The sequence below is a fragment of the Saccharothrix sp. S26 genome, assembly GCF_021390395.1.
GTDB lineage: Bacteria > Actinomycetota > Actinomycetes > Mycobacteriales > Pseudonocardiaceae > Actinosynnema.
The window spans coordinates 50,390-69,474 of record NZ_JAJUWT010000012.1 but is presented as its reverse complement, the minus strand read 5'-3'; the positions used below and the strand labels follow the sequence as shown (position 1 = coordinate 69,474).

Here is a 19,085-nt window from a genome sequence, read left to right as displayed (position 1 = left end):
CCGCGGCGCGACGGCCCGCGGCTCGACGATCTTGTGCCCGGATCTTCGGCGCGGTGAGGTCGGACGCGGAGACCTTCGGTCCGGGTCGTGTGACCGCCACCACGGCGCGGCCCCTCCGGCCTGCCGCCGGCCGCACGGGCATCGCCGAGGAGGTCCGTCACGGCACCACGTGGATCGCCTAAGTCGACGGCACGCCGGCGGCGCGATGACGCCGGCCCTCGCGCCTCCGCGTCACGTCGAACCGGCCGTCGAGCCGGAGGTCTGCGTTGGCGCAGCGGGTCCGCACTTCGTCGGGGTTTCCACCCGGCAGGTGGATGGGATACCCCGTTCGGCCGTACCCGGCCGGTCCGTGAAACCGCCGTATTGCGTTTCCGCGACCTCGTTCCAGGTCGTTCGGCGACGATTCGGCTCACCCCATCAGGGCGTTGGCCGCCGGTTTCCGGCCTAGTACGGTCGGCATTACCGAGGGTGGCCACCTCCGCTGTCAGCACAACTCCGCGGTGTGCCCGCGGGTGTCGATCCGGTGTGAGGTGGTCTCGATGGGGTTGGATGCGCTCGACCTGCTCAAGGAAGGTTTGCCGGACAGTTCCGCGCCGCGGCGGCGGATCGTGGTCGTCGGCGCCGGAATGGCCGGCCTGACCGCCGCCATGCTGCTGAAGGAAGCCGGCCACGAGGTGACGATCCTCGAAGGTCAGAACCGGTTGGGCGGGCGGATCCTGACCCATCGCGAGTTCGCGGGTGACATGTACGGCGAGTTCGGCGCGATGCGGTTCCCACAACAGCACCCGCTGGTCTCCTGGTTGATCGACGAGAAGTTCAAGCTCGCCACCAAGCCGTTCCCGATGTACGACGAGGACACTTTCGTGTACCTCCAGGGAAAGGGCGTGCGGCGGCGCGACTTCACCGCCGACCAGTTCTCGTTCGCCCTCGCTCCCGGCGAAGCGGACAAAGCGCCGCACGAGCTGCTGCGGCACACCGTGCAGCCGCTCATCGACATCATGGAACAGGAGGAAGAGGCGAAGGCGTGGCACCGGCTGCTCACCGATTACGACCGGTACACGCTGCTGGGCTACCTCAAGGAACGGGGCCTGAGCGACGGTGCCCTGTCGATGCTCGGGCCGCTGTTCAACCTGGAAGGGCGTTACCACTTCTCGCTGGTCGAGTGGTTCTCGCACTTCTACGAGGACGTGTTCGGCCACCTGAACTACATCGTGGACGGCGCCGACTCGCTGCCGCGCGCGTTCGAGCCGATGCTGATGGACGACATCCGCCTCGGCGCGCTCGTGCACGGCATCGACCAGGACGACAGCGGGGTGCGCGTGCACTACCGCGCCGGCCGCCGCTCGCAGACCGTCGCGGCGGACGAGTGCATCGTGACGGTGCCGTTCGCCAGCCTGCGGCACATGGAGATCGGCGGGCTCGACCCGGACAAGTGGTACGCCATCCGCAACACCTACTACGGCCGCGCGCACAAGCTGTTCATGCAGTTCAGCGAGCGGTGGTGGGAGAGCGCGTACGGCATCACGCACGGCCTCACCGTGACCGACCTGGCGATCCGCAACATCGTCTACCCGCCCGCGGGACAGGACACCCGGTTCCGCAAGGGCGTGATGATCGCGTCGTACTGCTGGGAGCAGGACAGCATGCCGTACACGCCGCTGGCCGGCGAGGAGAGCGTGATGCAGGCGCTGGAGGACCTGGTCAAGATCCACCCGGAGGCGCGGGACACGTTCGAGTTCGGCGTGTACAAGGACTGGGCGCTGGACTGGTTCGCGTGCGGCATCGGCCCGCTGTTCCGGGCGTTCGAGATGAGCGAGACGTTCTACGAGGACGTGATCCGGCCGGTGAACCGGGTGTGGTTCGCCAACGACGCCTGCGACCGGCGGCACCGCAGGTGGGTCGAGGGCGCGTTGAAGGCGGCGGTGAAGAACGCTTACGCGATCCACGACGGCCTGCGCGACGAGATGCCCTGGAAGGACTGAGCCGCGCTCAGCGCGGCGAGGCGGACGCCAGCGGCACCGGCGTCTCCTGGCCGGCCCACGTGCCGGCCAGGACGACGCCGGTGAGCTCGCGCTCGGTGTCGAGGCGACGGCGGACGGTCAGCTCGACCGTCGCCGTGACGATCGTGGCGGGGTCGCCCTCGACCACGCGCTCGACCGCGCCCGCGACCGGCCGCTCCGCACGCCCGTGCCCGGTCACGGTGATGCCCATGCTGAGCTCCCGGGGCTGGAGCCGGTCCTCGACCTGGAGGAACTCCTCGGCCTGGCCGTGCCCGCCGAGGATCGCCTCCGCCAGCGCGGCCGCGTACACGGGGTCGCCGAACGCGTCGTAGACCCAGCGCTTGCCCAGCGTCGAGTGCTCGGAGGTGCCGATGAGCCACTCGTCGCCACCGTCCAGCGGCGCGTCGCGGTAGGTGAGCGGCACCTGGAACACCGGCCCGTCGCCGACCTGGACCAGCATCGTCTCGATCCCGACCGCGCCCGCCGGGTCGTCGAAGCGGTAGCCCGCCACCCGCCGGACCGCACCGGTCGGTCCGGTGTGCCAGGCGCGGCCGGGCAGCCAGCCGGCCAGCAGTTCGGCCTTGGTCGGGTTCAGCGTGGCTTGGTGGATCAGGGCCATGCGGTCATCGTAACGACGCCGGATCGCCGACATCGCGCCGCGTCGGGGCGCAACGAAAGGGCGCTCGCGGGCGACCAAACAGGTAGGAGCGACGTGCCCGGACCGGAGGGCGTGACCCATGACCGTCTTCGTCAGTTACACCCGTGCCGACGAGAACCTGGTGCGCGCCCTCCGGCAGGACCTCGACCGGATGGGGCACCAGGTCTGGCTCGACCACGAGATCCACGGCGGCGAGCTGTGGTGGCGCGAGATCATCCGCACGATCCAGGCCGCGCGGGTGTTCGTGTTCGCGCTGTCGGAGGCGTCGTGGAGGTCGGTGCCCTGTCACGCGGAGTTCGACTACGCCCAGCAGCTCGGCGTGCCCGTGCTCCCGGTGCAGGTGGGACCGCTGGACAACCTGCGCATCCCGATCATGGAACGGCAGCTGGTCGACTACCGGGAGCGCAGCGCCGATGCCATCGTGTCGCTGGCGGGCGCGCTCACCGAGCTGACCGCCCGGCCGCGCGTGCTGCCGAACCCGATGCCCACGCCGCCCAAGGTGCCGTTCGAGTACCTCTACAGGATCGCCGAGCTGCTCGGGCCGCAGCCGATCTCGCCGGAGCGGCAGGAGATCATCATCGGCCAGTTGCGCCGGCACCTGCGCACCGAGCGCGACGAGGTCGCCCGGGCCGACATCATTAAGCTGCTGCGCGAGTTCCGCGAGCGCGGCGAGATCACGAACCTGAACACGCGGGAGATCGACGAGATCCTGGCCAACGTCGAACCGGGTGAGGGCGAGGAGCTGCCCGAGGGCGTGACCTGGTTGTCCGGCGCGGACTACTGGCAGCAGCACCCGGTGGTGATCGGTCCGCCACCCGCTGCGGAGCAGGCGCCGGTGGAGCCGCCGAAAGCGCCGCCGCCCGAAGAACCCGGGACGACCGGGCCCGCGACGACGCCGACGTGGTTGCGGGACGTGATGGCGGCCGAACCTCAGACCGCCGCCGAGGAGCCGAAGCCGACCGGCCCGCCGCCCACACAGCCGTGGTGGCAGGGCACGACGGCTCGCCCTCGCACCCCGACTTCACCCGCAGCACAACCGTCCACGACACCGCCCTCCACCGCGCAACCGTCCACAGCGGAACAGCAGCCACCGCCGCAGTGGTCCGTCGCTCAACCCTCCGCCGCTCAACCCTCCACCGCGCCACAGCCCGCACCGGAGCCACCCGGACCCCAACCTCCCGCGTCACGGTGGAACGCCCGCCGGTCGGGCCGGCTCGGCATGGTGTTCGGCTTGCTCGGCATCGTCGTCCTGCTGCTCGCGACGAACGTGCCCGCGCTGGCGTCGCTGACCGCCCTGGGCGTGACCGCGATGATGGCGGGAGTGGTCCTCGGCGTGATGGCCCTGCACCGGCGCGAGTCGTGAGTGGCGCGGCCGCCTAACCGACCCTCCTGCGCCACACCAACCCGATGACGAGCGCGACCAGCGTCACCACGGCCCCGAGCGCCGGTCCGAGCTCCGAGTCCTCCCCGAGCCCGGCGACCACCGAGCCGGCCAGCAACGCGACCAGGACCACGACCGCCACCGACGGCCGCTTCCGCCCGGGCGGCCGGGCCGCTCCGGGCACGGCGCGAACGGCCGGGTCGACCGCGGCCCACCAGTTGCCGTCCCGCGGCGCGACGACCGGTGGCCGCACGGGCGCGGTGACCGGCGGGGGTGCGGCGGGCACGGGCACGCGTGTCGGCGCCACCACCGTGGGCGTCCGCTCCCACCACGGCGTGACGCGGGGCGCGAGCAGGTCGTCCAGGCCCGACCGCGCGACCCACCCCGGCGTGCAGCACTGCTGGAGCCGGGCCGCCACCTCGTCCACCTGCGGGTCGCCGATCGCGGCCAGGCGCGCCCACGGTGGCGTGTCGAACGGCGGCCGGAAGTCCTCCCGCCGCAACAGCAGGTTCTCCCCGGTGTGGCAGGCGCGCCAGCCGGTCGGGTCCTTCGCCAGCGCCAGCAGCGACAGGTAGATGACCAGCCCGGAGAACGTGTCCATCCACCGACCCCACGGCCGGTGTTCGGGCTGGTAGTTGCGGTGCCCGGTCTCGCTGGGCGGCAGCGCCCCGGAGAACCGCTCGATCCACGAGCAGTCGAAGTCGACCAGCGTCAGCTCGCCACCCCGGCCGACCAGGACGTTGCCGTGCTGGAGGTCGCCGTGCGCGAACCCGGCCCGCTGGATCCGCGTCACCAAGCCGCGCCACGAGCCCGCCAGCGCGGACAACGACGTGGTGTCCGCGCGCTCCACCAGCTCGTCCACGTGGCGGTTGAGCGTGTGGCCCTCCACCCACTGCATCCGCACCACCGGCCAGACGCGCCCGTTGACGCGGACGCCGTCGTCGATCCACCGGGGCAGGGCGACCACGCTCTCCAGCCGGTGCGCGGTGAAGTGCTCCCACAACGCGCCGTAACGCTCGCTGCTGGACACGTCGTCCCTGGTGAAGAACCGCAGCGCCTGCGCCTCGGCACCGGCCGTCGCCTTGAACACCACGGCGCTGGTGCCCGCGGCCGGCATCGGTATCCCGTACAGCGGGTGCGTCACGAGCCGCAGCCCGCGCAGCTCCTCGGCGACGAAGCAGTCCGGCCGCTGCACCGCCTTCATGTACTCGTCGGGCGTCGGGTAGCGCGTCACAGGCACACCACCAAGTGCGTGGCCGGTGACCGTTCGAGGCGCACCCGCATCAGGGTGACGTCGTCGTTGACCATCTCGCCCGCTGCCCGCCGGCCGCGCACCAGGCCCCGGAACGCCTCGGGGTGGTCCAACCCGGCCAACGTGCTCCACAACGCCCGCGGGTCGCGCCGGTCGGCCACGGTGACCCACTGCGCGAACGCGTCCGTGGCCAGGTAGAGCAGGTCACCGTCGGCGAGGTCGCCGTCGGCGAACCGCGCCCGCCCGATCAGCTCGGCCAGCGCGGCCGCACCGGTCGGCACACCGTCCGGGTTGGACCCGAACTCCTCCGGCGCGATGCGCGGGAACTGCGCCACCACCCGGTGCTCGCGGACGTGGAACAGCACCGCGTCGCCCAACGCGACCGCCGCCCAGCGCGGGCGCGGCCCGGTCAGGTCGCGCAGCTCGCAGCCCAGGAACGTGGCGAACGAGCCCACCGTGGCCTGCTTGAGCCGTTGCAGGTCGGTCGCGCCGGACAGGCGCGGGTCGTCCCGCCACCGCTCCTGCACGTCCGACGCCCAGTGGTGCAACGCGTCCACCGCCAGGTCCGGCGGCGCGCCCTGGTCGCCGACGAAGCCCGCGACCAGCTGCTGGGCCCACCGGGCGGAGCCGAAGCCCTGCGTGGCGCCGTCGGCGACGGCGAACCGCGGCCCGCGCCCGGCCTGTGCCGGAGCCGCCGCCGCGCCGTCCTCCCACTCGGCGTCGGCGTTGCCGCGCTTGGGCGCGTAGAAGACGACCTGCCGGGTGTGGAGCACACCTCACCTCGCGCGATCCGGGACCCTGGTGCCGATCTGCAACACCCGCAGCAGGGTCGATCGGCCGACGTTGAACGCGAGGCCGCGCGCGCCCGGCCGGACGTCGTAGCCGTCGACCCTGGCGTTGTCGACCATCGGCGGCGGCAGCGGGCTGCTCAGCGCGAACAGGTCCGGTCCGGGCGCGGGCAGCCCGGTCGGGTCGGACGGGAACACGATTTCGGTGACCTCGAAGGGGGAGAGGAAGACGTTGAAGAACAACGTCGCGCCGTCGTTGGTCTCGATCGACGTCAGCCGCCGCACCCAGTCCTCCAGGGTCGCGCCGTCGTACGGGCTGTCGGTCACCATGCCGTCGGTGATGTTGACGACGATGGGCGGGAACGAGTCGGGGTGCGCGGCGGCCCAGTCGAACACGTGCGCGCCGGCGACCGCGATGGCCTGGCACATCGGCGTGCGGTACCCGTGCACGGGGTCGACCCAGACCGGCATGCGCGCGCTCACCGGCATCACGTCGATGGACGGCTCCTCGCGCACCGCCACGGGGTGCTCGGCCAGTTCCGGCAGCGGCACGAGGCCGCGACCGGCCAGCGCACCGCCGAACGCCGACTCGACGCCCTCTCCCGGGTCGGTCAGGCGGGCGCCGTAGCTGAAGATGCCCACGTCGAAGTAGTGCCGCACCGGGGCGTTGACCTCGGTGGTCGCCTTGATGCACATGTCCAGCAGGATGTTGTTGACCGCCAGCGCCGCGCCTTCCGCGAGCGACGCGCCGGTGCGGCCCCAGGCGAGCTTCATCGAGTCCGAGCGGTCCAGCAGGATGACCACGCACCCCGGCTCGGACCGAGACACGGACTGTCGGTACTTCTCCACGGCACACCCCCCTCTTCGTCGGTCGTCACGTCATCCGGTCAGGTTGCGGCGGATCACCGTCATCGGCCACGGCGTGCCCGCGCGCCACTCCCACCGGTGGCCGCAGCGGGGGTTGCGGCAGTGGAAGGCGTAGGCGTCGGCCCGTTGCTGGAGGTCCAGCCGGAAATCGCCGCAGCGCGGGCACTGCGCGATCACCGCCCGACCGACGTCGTGGCCGTCGTCGGGTGGCGTCGGTGCGGGGTCGGCCGGGCCGGACGCGGGCCGGGCGGGTGCCTCGGTCCACCAGGTCCGGTTCGCCGCCGCGGGTTCGGGTTCCGCCGCCCGCGCGAACACCGGCTCGCGATCCGGGGCGACCGGCACGGTGCGTCGCGGGCGCGTGACCGGACGCCGGTCTGCGGTCAGCAGCCCGAGTGCGACGGCGACCCCGAAGACGGTGCCGCCCGCCACCACGCCGACCGACCGCCAGAAGCCCAGGTCGAGGAACTGGCAGCCGAGCAGCCCGCCCACCACGCCACCCAGCGCGGTCACGAGCAGGATGTTCGCGTTCCTCGTGGTCATCCGGCCGCCCCCGATCGGGTCACGGCCAACTGGACCCGGCCCTCGGCGTCGGGGGTGACGCGCTCCCAGCACGTGAGGTCGCCGAGCGGCTTGGTCTCCCCTTGCGCTTTCCAGCCCGCGGGGAGGTGCACGCAGATCCTGAGCGGTCGGCCGGACGTGACGGCGTCGACCCCGCCCTCGGCGTTCACCGTGAGGTCCGAATCGGCGCCGGCGAGCACCTCGACCTCGGCGTCGTGCAACGCCGCAGCCGGTTGTCCGTTCGTCACGAACCGCAGGTGCACGGTCGTCGGCTGCTCCGGCTCGGGCATGACGGCACCGAGCAGCAGGACGGCCAGGAACGAGACGGCCAGCGCGTAGACCGGCGCGAGCCACCGGCCGCGCAGGCCGCTCCCGCGCTCTGCGGCACCTCCCGACGTGTGCACCCGGACCTCCGCGCGGAGTTGTGGCGTAGTACTCCGGGTATCGCCGAGGATCATGCGGTCGTGTCGCCGTGTCCCCCGTACGGGCGAACGGTCAGGGCAGGCTGCCGGTCGTGGCCAGGAGCAGCGCGATGGCCGGCAGGAGGTTGTTGAGCTGGTGGGCGACGATGCTCGCGAGCAGGTTGCCGGTGAGCAGCCGGGCCAGGCCGATCGGGATCGACAGCACCAGCAGCAACGGCGTGCGCAGCAGTTCCAGGTGCGCGATCGAGAACACCAGGCTGGTCGCCGCGAACACGACCCAGCGATTGCAGCCCAGGTGCTCCAACGCCCGCCACAGCACGCCCCGGAACAGCACCTCCTCGGCGACGGGCGCGATCAGCCACACCGCCAGGAACGCGACCACGGCCGCCGCCGGCGCCAGCTCGCGCCCGGCGAACGCGTCACCGACCGCCGAGGACGCCTCGTCCTCGCCGACCCAGGCGGACCACACGGCGGCGGCGGGCAGCGTCAGCGCCAACCCGCCCAGCCCCAGCGCCAGGCCGATGGCGAGGTCCTTGGCGTTCCAGCGGACCCCCAGCTCACGCCACACCCGCCCGGCCCTCGGCCCGGCACCCAGCCACCCCGTCCCGAGCGCCGCCACGAGCGCGCCCAACGACGTCGGCACGACCAGCAGCGCGAGCAACCGGCCGTCCTCCAGCGACGCCGCGTCACCCGGGCCGTTCGACAGCAGCACGACGACCGACACGACGAGCATGGTGATCTGCCCGGCGAGGAACACGGCCAGCAACGACAACCCCACCTGCCGTTGCCGTGCGGGGCGGGCCTCGGGCGGCGGCACGGTCACGCGGTCGTCCTGGGGCACCGGCCCGCTCTGCTCATCGCGCACAACCGTGGATAACCCGAGCCGCCGGCGAGGTCAACCCGACACCGCCGTCGTGCGACGGATCGAGACCAACCCGGCGGCCGGGGGCAGGACAGCCCTAGACGGGGTTGCGGCCGGTGCCGGGCAGGCGGTACCGCCACCGCTGTTCGCCGTCGTCGCGGAACTCGCCGGTAGCCCTCATGCCGATCCGCCGCGCCACCGCCTCGCTGGACAGGTGTTCGGGCGCGATGTGGGCGCACACGTCCCGCACCCCGCGTTGGACCAGCCACGCCACCACCGCCTCGGCGGCCTCGGTGGCGTAGCCGCGGCCCTGGAACGGCACCCCGACCACCCACGCCACCTCGGCGACCGGGCCGTGCGCGCCCGCCGTGACGGTCGCCTGCACGGTGCCGACCGCGGTGTCGTCGGAGTCCCGGCGCACGACCCAGTTCAGCCAGCCCTCGCGGCCGTCGTCGGACGAGGGCCGTTCCCACCGCCGGTACCGGGAGGCGAGGTCGGCGACGCTGGGCGGCGCGCCGCCCGTGATGGCGTACAGCGCGGGATCGCCCAGCACCGCCGCCATCTCCTCGGCGTGCCCGACCCGCACGGGCTCGACGCGCAACCGCTCCGTCCGCACCTCGGCGTCCTGCGGCCACCGGGCCGGCACCACCATCGGCTGGACCACGCCCACCCCCGCTGCGACCGGACGACCACGTGCCCTCACGGATGCACGCACGTGCACAGTAGCCACTCGGCACGCGGAGCAGACGGTGTTTTCCGCGCTGGGCCTTCGTGGAGCCGGCCACCCGGTTCCCGACGGGCCCCTCCGCCCGGGCGCGGCATGATCGTGGGGTGACCACTTCCCGTCGTGCCAGGCACGAGCGCCTGTCGGCTTTCCTCGCCTCCCGCAGCGACGACGACCTCGCGTCCCGCGTGGACACGCGGGAAGTCGTCGGCGTGGGCGGCGGCTCGTCCGTGATCGACGTCGAGGGCGAGCCGGTGTTCGTCAAGCGGATCCCGTTGACCGACGAGGAGCTCGCCCGGCCGCACTCCACCGCGAACCTGTTCGACCTGCCGGTGTTCTGCCAGTACGGCATCGGCGGACCGTCGTTCAACGCCTGGCGCGAGCTGGCCGCGAACCGCGTCGCCACCGACGCGGGTGCCACGGCCCCGGTCCCGCTGCTGCACCACTGGCGGGTGCTGCCCGGCCGCGCACCCGTCGCCGCCGAGCACGCGGACGTGGACGCCACCGCGGCGTTGATGGGCGGCAGCGCGGCGGTGCGCGTCCGCCTCGAAGCGCTGGCCGCCGCCTCGCACAGCCTCGTGCTGTTCAGCGAGTACATCGCCCACCCGGTGGAGGGCTGGCTGGCCGAGGACCCGGAGGCCAAGGCGGACGTGGTCGAGCGGGAGTTGGCCGGGATCGTGGGATTCCTGCGCGACCACGACCTGCTCCACCTGGACGGGCACTTCGGCAACCTGCGCACCGACGGCGAGCGGCTCTACCTGACCGACTTCGGGCTGGCCACCTCGCCCTCGTTCGACCTGTCGGCCGCCGAACGGGACTTCGTCCGCCGCCACGCCGGGCACGACGCCGACTACGCCGCCATGCGCCTGGTGAACTGGCTGGTGACCGCCGTGTGCGGGGTCGCGGTGCCACCTGATGGCATCCCCACCGCCCGCAACGCCTACGTCCGCCGGTGCGCCGCCGGCGACATCCCCGACGACGTGCCGCCCGGCGTGGCCGCGATCCTGGCCCGCCACGCACCCGCGGCCGCGCGGATGAACGGGTTCTACTGGCGGCTGTTCGACGGCGACGTCCACGCGGAGTTCCCCGTCGCCGATCACGGCGAGCGCATGCCCCGCAGGTAGGTGACGGCCGCCCAGGGGCGGCGGCCGAACGCGAAGACCTCGCCGGTGAGCACGGCCCGGGCCAGGCGGGTGCGGCGGAAGATGGTGAGCATCATCGCGGCCGGGTCGAACCTGACCTGCGCGTCGCTGCGCCGCCCGGCCGCGGGCTGGACGGATAATCGACCGTTGTCGCTGCTCAGGACGACCGGTGTGGTGTGCTTGGAGCGGAGATGTGCCACGGCACGTCCAGCGCACGCGCGACGTCCAGGCCGTGGATCAGGATCTCGTTGAGCTGGTGCGCCACGTGCGCGGCGGCGGGCAGCAGCGCGCCGCCGAGCCACGGCCGCAGCTCCTGCGGGTCGACCTCGTCGGCCCTGGCCAGCACCAGGTCGACCTGGTGGAGCGGGGTGCGCGAGACCACGTCCAGCGCCCGTTCGGGGAAGCGGTCCAGCGTCTGCGCGTTGAGCCGGGCGAACCCACCCGGGTTCGACCGCTGCCAGCCGCGGTCGAGGTCGGGCGCGTCCAGCGGGGCCAGGTCGCCGGCGATCAGCCCGGCGTTCAGGCGGGCCACGAGGGCTACGTGCGCGGCGTGTCGGCCACCGACCAGTCGCCGATCGCGGTGCGGTCCGCCTCGCGGCAGTCCAGGAGCATCCGGCTGAACCGGTGCGCGGCACCGGTGAGGGCCTCACGTGCGTCCCGCCACCGCCGGTCGGTGATGTCCGGCCCCACGAGTCGCCTCTCGTGCCGTCCGACGTGACTTCCCTGAACGTAGTGAGCGGGGGCGACCGGCAACTACCGCCTGAGTGCTCTCCCGCGGCGGCCCGGGGGAGGGTTCACCTGGTCGGCAGTTCACCCGTCCGTGTGAGCTGTTCGGCCAGGGCGCGCAGCTTGAGGTTGGCCTGCTGGCTGGCGCGCACGAGCACGGCGAACGCCTGGTCGGCCGTGAGCTTGTGGCGTTCCATCAGGATGCCCTTGGCCTGCCCGATCAGGTCGCGCGTCTGCACGGCCTCGGTGAAGTGCTCGCGCTCCTGGGCGGTGGCCAGCGCCACGGCGGCGTGCCCGGCGAACAGCAGGCCCACGTGCTCGGAATCCTCGTCGAACGCGTGCGTGTCGGGCGAGTACAGGTTGAGCGCGCCGAGGTCGTCACCCGCCACGTACAGCCGGAACGACAACATGCTGGCCACGTCCAGCGCCAGCGCCCGCTTGGCGAACACCGGCCACCGGCTCTCCTCGTGCAGGTCGGGCGCGCTGACGATCTTCTGCTGGTAGAGCGCGGTCAGGCACGGTCCCTGCCCGGTGTCGTACTGGACCTGGTCCACGTCGTGCGGCACCTCGCCGGTCGCCGCCACGGTCCGCACGTCGCGCTTGCCGACGATCGTCATGATCCCGGCTTGCCACGCGCCGGGGATGGTGTCCACCGCGGCGCGCACGATCTCGTCCAACGTGTCCTGGGCGTTGTCCTGCCGGTGCAGGGCGCGGGCCACCTTGTTCAGCCGCACGGCCAGGTCGTCGTCGGTCGCGTTCTCGACCACGGGCCCTCCTCCAAGCGTCGTCGGTCAACGCAACCACAGCATGTCCCCGTGTGCCCAATCACGTCCACGCGCACACCACCTTCCGAGGTGGAATACGAGTCGGAAGCGTTCCGTTGGACCCTGTGTCGGCCCTGCCCGAGGTGCGCGGGGCGAAGTCGTCCGAAGCCGCGACGTCGGCGGACGGCCCCACTGATCCGAGCGAATCCCGCACCCACCGGTGCGTGGATGCGATCCGGCAAGGAGACACATGTCGTCGACGGCCCAGATGCCCCGCCAGACCCGCCCGACCCGCGAGGCCCGGCCGGCCACGACCGCCCGTGAAGGTGCCCGCGAGGCCGACCTGGTCGGCCGCTACCTGCGTGAACTCACCTCGACGCCCCTGCTCACCGCCGACGAGGAGGTCGTGCTGGCCAAGCGCATCGAGGCGGGCGTGTACGCGGCCGAGCTGCTGCGCCGCGCCGACGAGGGCGAAGGCCCGGTGCTGGACGCGGAACACCACCGTGCGCTGCGCACCGTGACCGCCGAGGGAGGGCGGGCGAAGGACCACATGATCCGGGCGAACCTGCGCCTGGTGGTGTCGGTGGCCAAGAAGCACGCGTTCCGCGGCCTGCCGCTGCTCGACGTCGTCCAGGAGGGCAACCTGGGCCTGATCCGCGCGGTGGAGAAGTGGGACTACGCCAAGGGCTTCAAGTTCTCCACCTACGCGGTCTGGTGGATCCGCCAGGCCGTCGAACGCGGCCTGGCCGAGCAGACCCGGACCATCCGCCTGCCGATGCACGTGCACGAGGAGGTCGGCAAGCTGCGCAAGGCCGAGCAGCGCCTGCGGCTGGAGCACGACCGCGAGCCCACCGCCGAGGAGATCGCGCGGGCCGCGAAGATTCCGGTGACCAGGGTGGTCGGCCTGCTGGCCGCCAGCCGCACCGCGCTCAGCCTGGAGGCCCCGGTCGGCGACGACGGCGGCGCGTCCGTGGCCGACCTGATCGAGGACGCCGAGGCCGTGGACGCCCAGGAGGCGGTCGAGCAGCAGGAGCTGGCCGAGGAGCTGCGGGCCCTGGTCGGCACGCTGCCCGAGCGCCAGGCACGGATCGTCACCCAGCGTTACGGCCTGTCGGACGGGCGGGCCCGCAGCCTCCAGGAGCTGTCCGAGGAGCTCGGCCTGACCCGCGAGCGCGTCCGGCAGCTGGAGAAGGACTCCCTGCGCCTGCTGCGCGACCCCGAGCGCAACCGCGCCCTGCTCGCCCTGGCCGGGTGAGCCGCGGGCGGCCCCCGTTTTGCGGGTTCGGTCGGCGGGTAGCAGTGTCGTGGTCTCCGACCGCGAGGAGCACCCGCCATGACCGAGCCCGCACACCGCCTCACCACCACCGAACTGGACCGCGGCATCCTGCTCGTGGCCGTGTCCGGCGCCCTGGACGCGGCCACGCACCGGCCGGTCGTGTCCGAGCTGGACGCCGTGTTCGAGGCTCACCCGTCCGGCGTCGTGCTCGACCTGGGCGCGGTCGAGTTCATGGGCTCGGTCGGCATCGCGATGCTGGTCAACAGCCACCACCGGGCCAACCGGCTGCGCATCCCGTTCGCCATCGTGGTGAACTCCCGCGCGGTGCTGCGGCCGTTGCAGATCAGCCAGGTCGACGCGGCCCTGCCGCTGCACCCGTCCGTGGACGCGGCGGTGGCGGCGCTGCGGCTGGTGTCGACCTGACCGCTCGGCGGGCGCGGGACAGCCGGAGCAGGCCGAGCGCCACGAGGACGCCGAGGAAGGCCAGGCCGAACGGCCGCAGCGTGCGCGTCCACGGCCATGCCGGACCGTCGAGCACGAGGTGGTCGACCGGGTACTCCAACACCCGCGCGGTCCACGTCGCCGTGGCCACGTCCGTGGTCCGCGCCAGGTCCAGCAGCACGCCGTCGAACGGGAAGGCGCCCTCCCGGTGCGGGTAGACCGGGTCGGCCAGGTCGTCGGCCAACCGCAGGCGCGCCGCCCGTGCACCCGGCACGACCAGGCGGTCCAGGTCGGCGGTCGGTTCGGCCCGCGGCACGAAGGTCAAGCCGTGCCGTGACCGCACCGGCTCGGCGCCGGGCGCGACGGCCACCGTGCGGACGGCCAGCGACTGCCCGTAGGTGTCGAACACCGACGCCAGCTCGATCTCGCCCACCCCGCCGGTCAGCAGCACCCCGGTGGTGTCGCGGTCCCAACCGAACGCCGTGTTGACCGCGACGACGGCGTCCGCCGGCCGCGGGTGGGCCTGCGCCATCGAGGCCGCCGAACCGGGGTGGTAGTGCTGCCAGCCCGTCCGCTGCGCGGCACGTGCCGCCGCCTGCGGCCCGACCAGCCGCTCCACCACCCGCAGCGTGCCGTCGACACCGGACAGGATGCCCGCCGTGCTGATCACGTCGCCGTCGTCCACGTACCGCGTGCCGCGGACCCAGTCGACGGCCGGGTAGTCGTCCCGGAAGGTCTCCAGGCGCAGCCAGTGCGAGGTCGCCGCCCGCCCGTCGAGCAGCCCGGCCGAGGCGAGCACGCCGGCCCCGTTGCACACGCCGAGCAGCAGCGACCCGCCGGCCGCCTGCCGGGTCAGCCAGTCCGTGACCGGCTTGGACGTGCTCCGGCCGACGTCGGGCATGGCGGGCACCACCACGACGTCGGGTGCCTTGCCGCCGAGCAGGTCGTCCAGCCCGGCGAACGTCAGGTCCGGCACCAGGTCGAGGCCGCCGGTCAGCGGCGCGGGACGGGCCGACGGCGCGACCGCGTAGACGTTGAACGCGCCGGTCGTGGCCAGGACCTCGTAGGGGGCGAGCGTGTCGGACACGACCGCGCCGAGGTCGCCGACCACGACGACGGCGGTCGGTTTGCCGGGGTCGTGCGCCACCCGTGCCGGTGCCGGGGTCGCGCCGTCCGCCCGCGGCGCGTTCAGGTTTTCGAACGCGGCACGGACGGTCGGCGCGCCGAACGCGGTCGGCAGGGCCAGGGCGGCGAGCAGGAACACCGCGACCCGCGTGACGGTGCGCACGGCTCAGCACCCGTGCTCGTGGCGGCGCCGCCACATCGCCACCAGCATCGCCGGGACCATCAGCACGTGACCGGCGGTCATCAGCGCCATCCCGGACAGCGCGCCGGCCCAGTGGAACGGCAGCAGCACCACGAACGGCGCGTACATCGCCGCCGACATCTCGGCGACGTACGCCCAGCCGTGCCGCCGGACCCTCATCCACAACCCCATGCCCAACGCCATGTCGGTCGCCATCACCAGCACGTGCGCGGTGAGGTTGTCCGCCAGGCCCGGCCACGCGAACGACCAGACCGGTTCCAGGACCACCATGCCCACGACCATGGACACGGCCATCTCCACCGCGTGCCGGGCGAAGCGCCACCACTGCCGTCGCCCCGGCTCGGTCATCGTCTCGTGCGGACTCATCTCGGCTCCTCCGTCGCGATTGCGTTGTGTGCAACGGAGATCCTGCGGCCGCCGGCGTGCGCGGTCAGGTGCCGAAGGTCACGCGTGAGGTCACATGACCTCAGCAGAGGCCGAGTTCCCTGGCCCGCAGCGCGGCCTGCGTCCGGTCGCGGACCTGGAGCTTGGCCAGCACGCCGGTGACGAGGTTCTTCACCGTGCCCTCGGCCAGGTACAAGGTGCCCGCGATCTCCCGGTTGCTGCGGCCCTCGGCCAGCAGCCGCACGACGTCCAGCTCGCGTTCCGACAGCGGCACGGGTGGTCGGCGCGGCGGCACGTCCTCGGGGGACAGCCGCGCCACCCGCGCCACGAGCTTGGCCGCCACGGACGGGTGCAGCACCGATTCGCCGCGTCGCGCCGCGACCAGCGCCTCGACCAGCCGGGCCGAGGAGACGTCCTTGAGCAGGTAGCCCAACGCGCCCGCGCGCACCGCCGCGAACACGTCCGCGTCGTCGTCGAACGTGGTCAGCGCCAACACCCGCACCTCCGGCTGCTCGACGCGCAGCCGGTCGGTCGCCGCGATGCCGTCCAGCACCGGCATCCGCAGGTCCATCAGCACCACGTCCGGCCGCAGCTCGGCGCACAGCCGCACGGCCTGCTCGCCGTCACCGGCCTCGCCGACCACCTCGATCTCCGGCTGCACCTCCAGCAACGTCGCCAGCGCCTCCCGGAACAACGCCTGGTCGTCCGCGATCAGGACGCGCACGGGTGAGTCGGTCACGCGGGCACCTCCACGGTCAGCGTCACGCCGCGCCCCGCGGCCGAGTCGACCGAGACCCGGCCGCCGAGCCCGGCCACCCGTTCCTCCAGCCCCACCAGGCCGAACCCGCCGCCCGGCTGCTCCACCATGCCGCGGCCGTCGTCGCTGACCTGCAACCGCACCGCGTCGGCGCGCCCGTAGTCGAGCACGACGGTCGCGGCGGTCGCGTCGGCGTGCTTGCGCACGTTGGTCAACGCCTCCTGGGCCGCCCGGAACAACGACTCCTCGACCTCCGCTCGGCTGCCGCGGGGCGCACCGCGGACCTCGACGTCGGTCGGCACCCCCGCTTCGGTCACCTCGGACGCCAACGCGCGCAACGCGTCCACCAGGGGCTCGGGTCGGGGTTCGCGCAGCGCGGCGACCGAGCGGCGGACCTCGGTCAACGCCTGCTTGGCCTGGTCCTGCGCCTTGGCCAGCATCCCGTCGAGCCGGTCGCGGTCGGCCGTGTCGATCACCGCGCGGGCGGCCTGCAGGAGCATCTGCACGACGGTCAGGTGGTGGCCCAGCCCGTCGTGGATGTCGCGGGCGACGCGGTTGCGCTCCTGGGTGGTGGCGAGCTGCTCGGCCTGGGCGGCGTACCCGCGCAGCCGCTCGTTGGCCAGGGCGAGTTCGGCGCGGGCGCGTTGCTCGCGCACCAGCAGCTCGGTGATGACGACCGTGAAGCCGGTCACGGCCAACGTGGCCAGACCTTCGCGCAGCCCGTCGGGCCACGCCATCCGCACGTGGATGAGGGGGATGACCGCGGCCACCGCGGCGGCGGCCGGCAGCGGGAGCAGCAGCACGCTCTGCGCCACGAGCACCACCAGCAGCAGCACCCCGCCCACCGCCGCGCCCGACAGCGCGAACAGCACGAACCCCAGCGGCAACTGCACGAGGACGTACACCGCGGCGGCCGCCGTGCCGCGCCGTTGCGCGAACGGGAAGGCGAAGATCGCGAACGCGCTGTAGACCAGCCCGACCAGCAGCGTCGGCACGAGCAACTGCTCGAAGCTCTCCGAACCGAGCGGCAGCGTCACGTACGCGACCACCGTCAGGATCCCCAACGCCCTGTGCACGCCCACACTGTGCGTGACCGGGAACACCATGGTCAACCGAACCGGTGGGTCCGGTCCCGGTGAGCGGCCCGTCACCTTAATCGAAACAGTCGTCCGGAGGGGATTCGTCCCTCACCCGGTCGGGGTATTCGGCGGGAGCGTCAAACAGTCGGCGCCTCGACACCCCGTCGAACGGGGGAGAAGGCGGCGGTGCGCGATGGAACTGGACTTCGACGACGCGTTGACCCTCGGTCTGCGCGGCTACGTGCGACGGGTCACCGAGGAACTGGGGCTCAGCGGCGAGTGCTCGTACGTGCAGGCCGAACGGCCCGCCACCGCGTACCTCGCGCTGGAGGGCAGGCTGCCCGGCTTCCCCGACCGCGACGTGGCGCTGCTGTGGGACGAGGAGCGCGGCTGGTCGGCCGCGGTGGAGACGCACAGCGGCGAGGACGTGCTGGTCCAGGCGCACTTCGGGCCGGACGTCGTGCCGTCGCCGAAGGCGGTCGCCCGCTGGGTCCACGGCCTGATGCGCGGCGCACGACCGGTCGATCGGACGGGCACGGAGTCGCCGGGCGACCTCGCGCGGCGCTTGGCCCCGTACACGGTCGCCGCGCTCGTGCCCGCGCCGCGCGCGGCAGGTGCTTGACCGTCCACTGAGGACGAATGGGTCGCGTCGCGACGGGGTACACCGCGCGCATGGGTGCCCAGCCGAACGTCGCCGCGTCGAGCCAGTGGGTGGACGAGGACGGCGTCCGCCAGCCGTCCGGGGACGTGCACGCGTGGACTGCCGGCACCAACCAGACCCTGTGCGGCCAAGCCCTGAGCCGCAGCCGGCTCGGCCGGTTCCGGCACGTGCCGTGGGCGGACGCGGTGTGGCTGGCCCAGACCGCCGAGCGGAACCTGTGGCTGTGCCCGCGCTGCGTCGCCGCCACCACCCCGCGAGCCGAACGTGACGGCCGCAAGTGGACCCGCCACCGCCCACGCCCGTAGTGGATCGTGCGCCGGCGGTGCGTCGCCGACGCTCCCCGGCGGCCGATGCCCGCGAACGAGTGGGATGATCTCCCCTGATCGTGGGGAGGACGCGGTGGGTGTTGTGCCCGTGCAGCGCAGGGCGGCGCGGTCGGACGTGCCGTCGATCGCCGCGCTCATGCGCCGGTCGGTGCTGGAGCTGTTCCCGCGCTTCCACGACGAGCGCGAGACCGCGAGCGCGGCGCGGTACCTCACCGAGCCGGACCTGGCGTTGATCGAGGACGGCACGTACTTCGTCCACGAGGTGGGCGGTGACGTGGTGGCGTGCGGCGGGTGGAGCAAGCGGGACAAGCTCTACACCGGGTCGGGTGACCGGCCCGAGGACGGCCGCCTGCTCGACCCGGCCACCGAGCCGGCCCGGGTGCGGGCGATGTTCGTCCGCGACGACTGGACCCGCCGGGGGCTGGGTCGCGCCACGCTCGCCGCGTGCGCCCGGGACGCCAAGGCGGCGGGCTTCCGGTCGCTGGTGCTGATGGCGACCCTGCCCGGCGTGCCGCTGTACCGGTCGTTCGGCTTCCGCGAGGTCCACCGCACCTCGGTCCCGCTCCCCGATGGGGTGACATTGGCCGGGGTGGAGATGGCCTATCCGCTCGACTGAGCGAAGCGCTTCTTCCACCGTCAGGTGACCCGGCGGCACGATCCGGTGATAGGGGCGTACCGCCCCGCTCCACC

Annotated in this window: 24 protein-coding genes; 8 read left to right on the top strand and 16 right to left on the bottom strand. The window is 73.1% G+C overall.

Annotated features, from left to right (window positions below):
* Nucleotides 1–539 precede the first annotated feature (539 nt).
* Nucleotides 540–1,982 (top strand): FAD-dependent oxidoreductase, encoded by a 1,443-nt coding sequence (locus LZG04_RS20550; protein ID WP_233819365.1) that lies wholly within the window; start codon nucleotides 540–542, stop codon nucleotides 1,980–1,982.
* A gap of 7 nt (nucleotides 1,983–1,989) precedes the next feature.
* Here LZG04_RS20550 and LZG04_RS20545 read toward each other — a convergent pair whose 3' ends face one another.
* Nucleotides 1,990–2,619 (bottom strand): hypothetical protein, encoded by a 630-nt coding sequence (locus LZG04_RS20545; RefSeq protein ID WP_233819364.1) that lies wholly within the window; start codon nucleotides 2,617–2,619, stop codon nucleotides 1,990–1,992.
* A gap of 118 nt (nucleotides 2,620–2,737) precedes the next feature.
* Here LZG04_RS20545 and LZG04_RS20540 point away from each other — a divergent pair, with 118 nt between their 5' ends.
* Nucleotides 2,738–4,021, top strand: a complete 1,284-nt coding sequence (locus LZG04_RS20540) for a toll/interleukin-1 receptor domain-containing protein (RefSeq protein WP_233819363.1) — start codon at nucleotides 2,738–2,740, stop codon at nucleotides 4,019–4,021.
* A gap of 13 nt (nucleotides 4,022–4,034) precedes the next feature.
* Here LZG04_RS20540 and LZG04_RS20535 read toward each other — a convergent pair whose 3' ends face one another.
* The 7 genes from LZG04_RS20535 to LZG04_RS20505 form a co-directional block, all read right to left on the bottom strand.
* Nucleotides 4,035–5,273: a hypothetical protein gene (locus LZG04_RS20535; RefSeq protein WP_233819362.1), complete on the bottom strand. Its 1,239-nt coding sequence runs from the start codon at nucleotides 5,271–5,273 to the stop codon at nucleotides 4,035–4,037.
* Entirely contained in the window at nucleotides 5,270–6,064 is a 795-nt protein-coding gene (locus LZG04_RS20530) for a hypothetical protein (RefSeq protein ID WP_233819361.1), read from the bottom strand. The genes LZG04_RS20535 and LZG04_RS20530 overlap by 4 nt, the downstream gene beginning before the upstream one ends.
* A gap of 3 nt (nucleotides 6,065–6,067) precedes the next feature.
* Nucleotides 6,068–6,907 (bottom strand): hypothetical protein, encoded by an 840-nt coding sequence (locus LZG04_RS20525; RefSeq protein ID WP_233819359.1) that lies wholly within the window; start codon nucleotides 6,905–6,907, stop codon nucleotides 6,068–6,070.
* A gap of 51 nt (nucleotides 6,908–6,958) precedes the next feature.
* Nucleotides 6,959–7,486 carry a hypothetical protein gene (locus LZG04_RS20520; RefSeq protein WP_233819357.1) on the bottom strand — a complete coding sequence of 176 codons (528 nt, stop codon included), beginning with the start codon at nucleotides 7,484–7,486 and terminating at the stop codon, nucleotides 6,959–6,961.
* Nucleotides 7,483–7,908 (bottom strand): hypothetical protein, encoded by a 426-nt coding sequence (locus LZG04_RS20515; RefSeq protein ID WP_233819356.1) that lies wholly within the window; start codon nucleotides 7,906–7,908, stop codon nucleotides 7,483–7,485. The genes LZG04_RS20520 and LZG04_RS20515 overlap by 4 nt, the downstream gene beginning before the upstream one ends.
* 91 nt (nucleotides 7,909–7,999) lie before the next feature.
* Nucleotides 8,000–8,767, bottom strand: coding sequence for a CPBP family intramembrane glutamic endopeptidase (locus LZG04_RS20510; protein ID WP_233819355.1), 768 nt, complete (start codon nucleotides 8,765–8,767; stop codon nucleotides 8,000–8,002).
* Between the two features lie 118 nt (nucleotides 8,768–8,885).
* Nucleotides 8,886–9,452, bottom strand: a complete 567-nt coding sequence (locus LZG04_RS20505; protein WP_233819354.1) for a GNAT family N-acetyltransferase — start codon at nucleotides 9,450–9,452, stop codon at nucleotides 8,886–8,888.
* Between the two features lie 167 nt (nucleotides 9,453–9,619).
* On the opposite strand from LZG04_RS20505, the gene LZG04_RS20500 reads away from it, so the two are divergent.
* Nucleotides 9,620–10,636, top strand: a complete 1,017-nt coding sequence (locus LZG04_RS20500) for a serine/threonine protein phosphatase (RefSeq protein ID WP_233819353.1) — start codon at nucleotides 9,620–9,622, stop codon at nucleotides 10,634–10,636.
* Here the strand turns inward: LZG04_RS20500 and LZG04_RS20495 are convergent.
* The 4 genes from LZG04_RS20495 to LZG04_RS20480 all read right to left on the bottom strand — a co-directional run bounded on the left by LZG04_RS20495 (nucleotide 10,609) and on the right by LZG04_RS20480 (nucleotide 12,147).
* A complete protein-coding gene (locus LZG04_RS20495) occupies nucleotides 10,609–10,854 on the bottom strand; it encodes a hypothetical protein (protein WP_233819352.1) in 246 nt (81 codons plus the stop codon). The genes LZG04_RS20500 and LZG04_RS20495 overlap by 28 nt on opposite strands.
* Complete coding sequence (locus LZG04_RS20490; RefSeq protein WP_233819351.1) at nucleotides 10,812–11,186, bottom strand: hypothetical protein; 375 nt, start codon at nucleotides 11,184–11,186, stop codon at nucleotides 10,812–10,814. Before LZG04_RS20490 ends, LZG04_RS20495 begins: the two co-directional genes overlap by 43 nt.
* A gap of 5 nt (nucleotides 11,187–11,191) precedes the next feature.
* A complete protein-coding gene (locus LZG04_RS20485) occupies nucleotides 11,192–11,344 on the bottom strand; it encodes a hypothetical protein (protein WP_233819350.1) in 153 nt (50 codons plus the stop codon).
* A gap of 104 nt (nucleotides 11,345–11,448) precedes the next feature.
* The gene (locus LZG04_RS20480) at nucleotides 11,449–12,147 is read right to left on the bottom strand and encodes a GAF and ANTAR domain-containing protein (RefSeq protein WP_233819349.1); all 699 of its coding nucleotides are present in this window, start codon (nucleotides 12,145–12,147) and stop codon (nucleotides 11,449–11,451) included.
* 247 nt (nucleotides 12,148–12,394) lie between these two features.
* Here LZG04_RS20480 and LZG04_RS20475 point away from each other — a divergent pair, with 247 nt between their 5' ends.
* Nucleotides 12,395–13,399 (top strand): RNA polymerase sigma factor RpoD/SigA, encoded by a 1,005-nt coding sequence (locus LZG04_RS20475; RefSeq protein ID WP_233819347.1) that lies wholly within the window; start codon nucleotides 12,395–12,397, stop codon nucleotides 13,397–13,399.
* A 78-nt stretch (nucleotides 13,400–13,477) separates the two neighbouring features.
* Nucleotides 13,478–13,843 (top strand): STAS domain-containing protein, encoded by a 366-nt coding sequence (locus tag LZG04_RS20470; protein WP_233819345.1) that lies wholly within the window; start codon nucleotides 13,478–13,480, stop codon nucleotides 13,841–13,843.
* On the opposite strand, the gene LZG04_RS20465 is transcribed toward LZG04_RS20470, so the two are convergent.
* The 4 genes from LZG04_RS20465 to LZG04_RS20450 all read right to left on the bottom strand — a co-directional run bounded on the left by LZG04_RS20465 (nucleotide 13,764) and on the right by LZG04_RS20450 (nucleotide 17,405).
* Nucleotides 13,764–15,149 (bottom strand): DJ-1/PfpI family protein, encoded by a 1,386-nt coding sequence (locus LZG04_RS20465; protein ID WP_233819343.1) that lies wholly within the window; start codon nucleotides 15,147–15,149, stop codon nucleotides 13,764–13,766. The two genes, LZG04_RS20470 and LZG04_RS20465, sit on opposite strands and share 80 nt — an antisense overlap.
* Before the next feature lie 3 nt (nucleotides 15,150–15,152).
* Nucleotides 15,153–15,554: a hypothetical protein gene (locus tag LZG04_RS20460; RefSeq protein WP_233819342.1), complete on the bottom strand. Its 402-nt coding sequence runs from the start codon at nucleotides 15,552–15,554 to the stop codon at nucleotides 15,153–15,155.
* A 100-nt stretch (nucleotides 15,555–15,654) separates the two neighbouring features.
* Nucleotides 15,655–16,311: a response regulator transcription factor gene (locus LZG04_RS20455; protein ID WP_233819341.1), complete on the bottom strand. Its 657-nt coding sequence runs from the start codon at nucleotides 16,309–16,311 to the stop codon at nucleotides 15,655–15,657.
* The gene (locus tag LZG04_RS20450) at nucleotides 16,308–17,405 is read right to left on the bottom strand and encodes a sensor histidine kinase (protein ID WP_233819340.1); all 1,098 of its coding nucleotides are present in this window, start codon (nucleotides 17,403–17,405) and stop codon (nucleotides 16,308–16,310) included. The genes LZG04_RS20455 and LZG04_RS20450 overlap by 4 nt, the downstream gene beginning before the upstream one ends.
* Before the next feature lie 196 nt (nucleotides 17,406–17,601).
* Between LZG04_RS20450 and LZG04_RS20445 the strand changes: the two genes are divergently transcribed.
* The 3 genes from LZG04_RS20445 (at nucleotide 17,602) to LZG04_RS20435 (ending at nucleotide 19,011) form a co-directional block, all read left to right on the top strand.
* Nucleotides 17,602–18,030: a DUF6292 family protein gene (locus LZG04_RS20445; RefSeq protein WP_233819339.1), complete on the top strand. Its 429-nt coding sequence runs from the start codon at nucleotides 17,602–17,604 to the stop codon at nucleotides 18,028–18,030.
* A gap of 50 nt (nucleotides 18,031–18,080) precedes the next feature.
* Nucleotides 18,081–18,374 (top strand): hypothetical protein, encoded by a 294-nt coding sequence (locus LZG04_RS20440; protein ID WP_233819338.1) that lies wholly within the window; start codon nucleotides 18,081–18,083, stop codon nucleotides 18,372–18,374.
* Nucleotides 18,375–18,468: 94 nt separating this feature from the next.
* On the top strand, nucleotides 18,469–19,011 hold the full coding sequence (locus tag LZG04_RS20435) for a GNAT family N-acetyltransferase (protein WP_233819337.1): 543 nt from the start codon (nucleotides 18,469–18,471) through the stop codon (nucleotides 19,009–19,011).
* Nucleotides 19,012–19,085 lie beyond the last annotated feature (74 nt).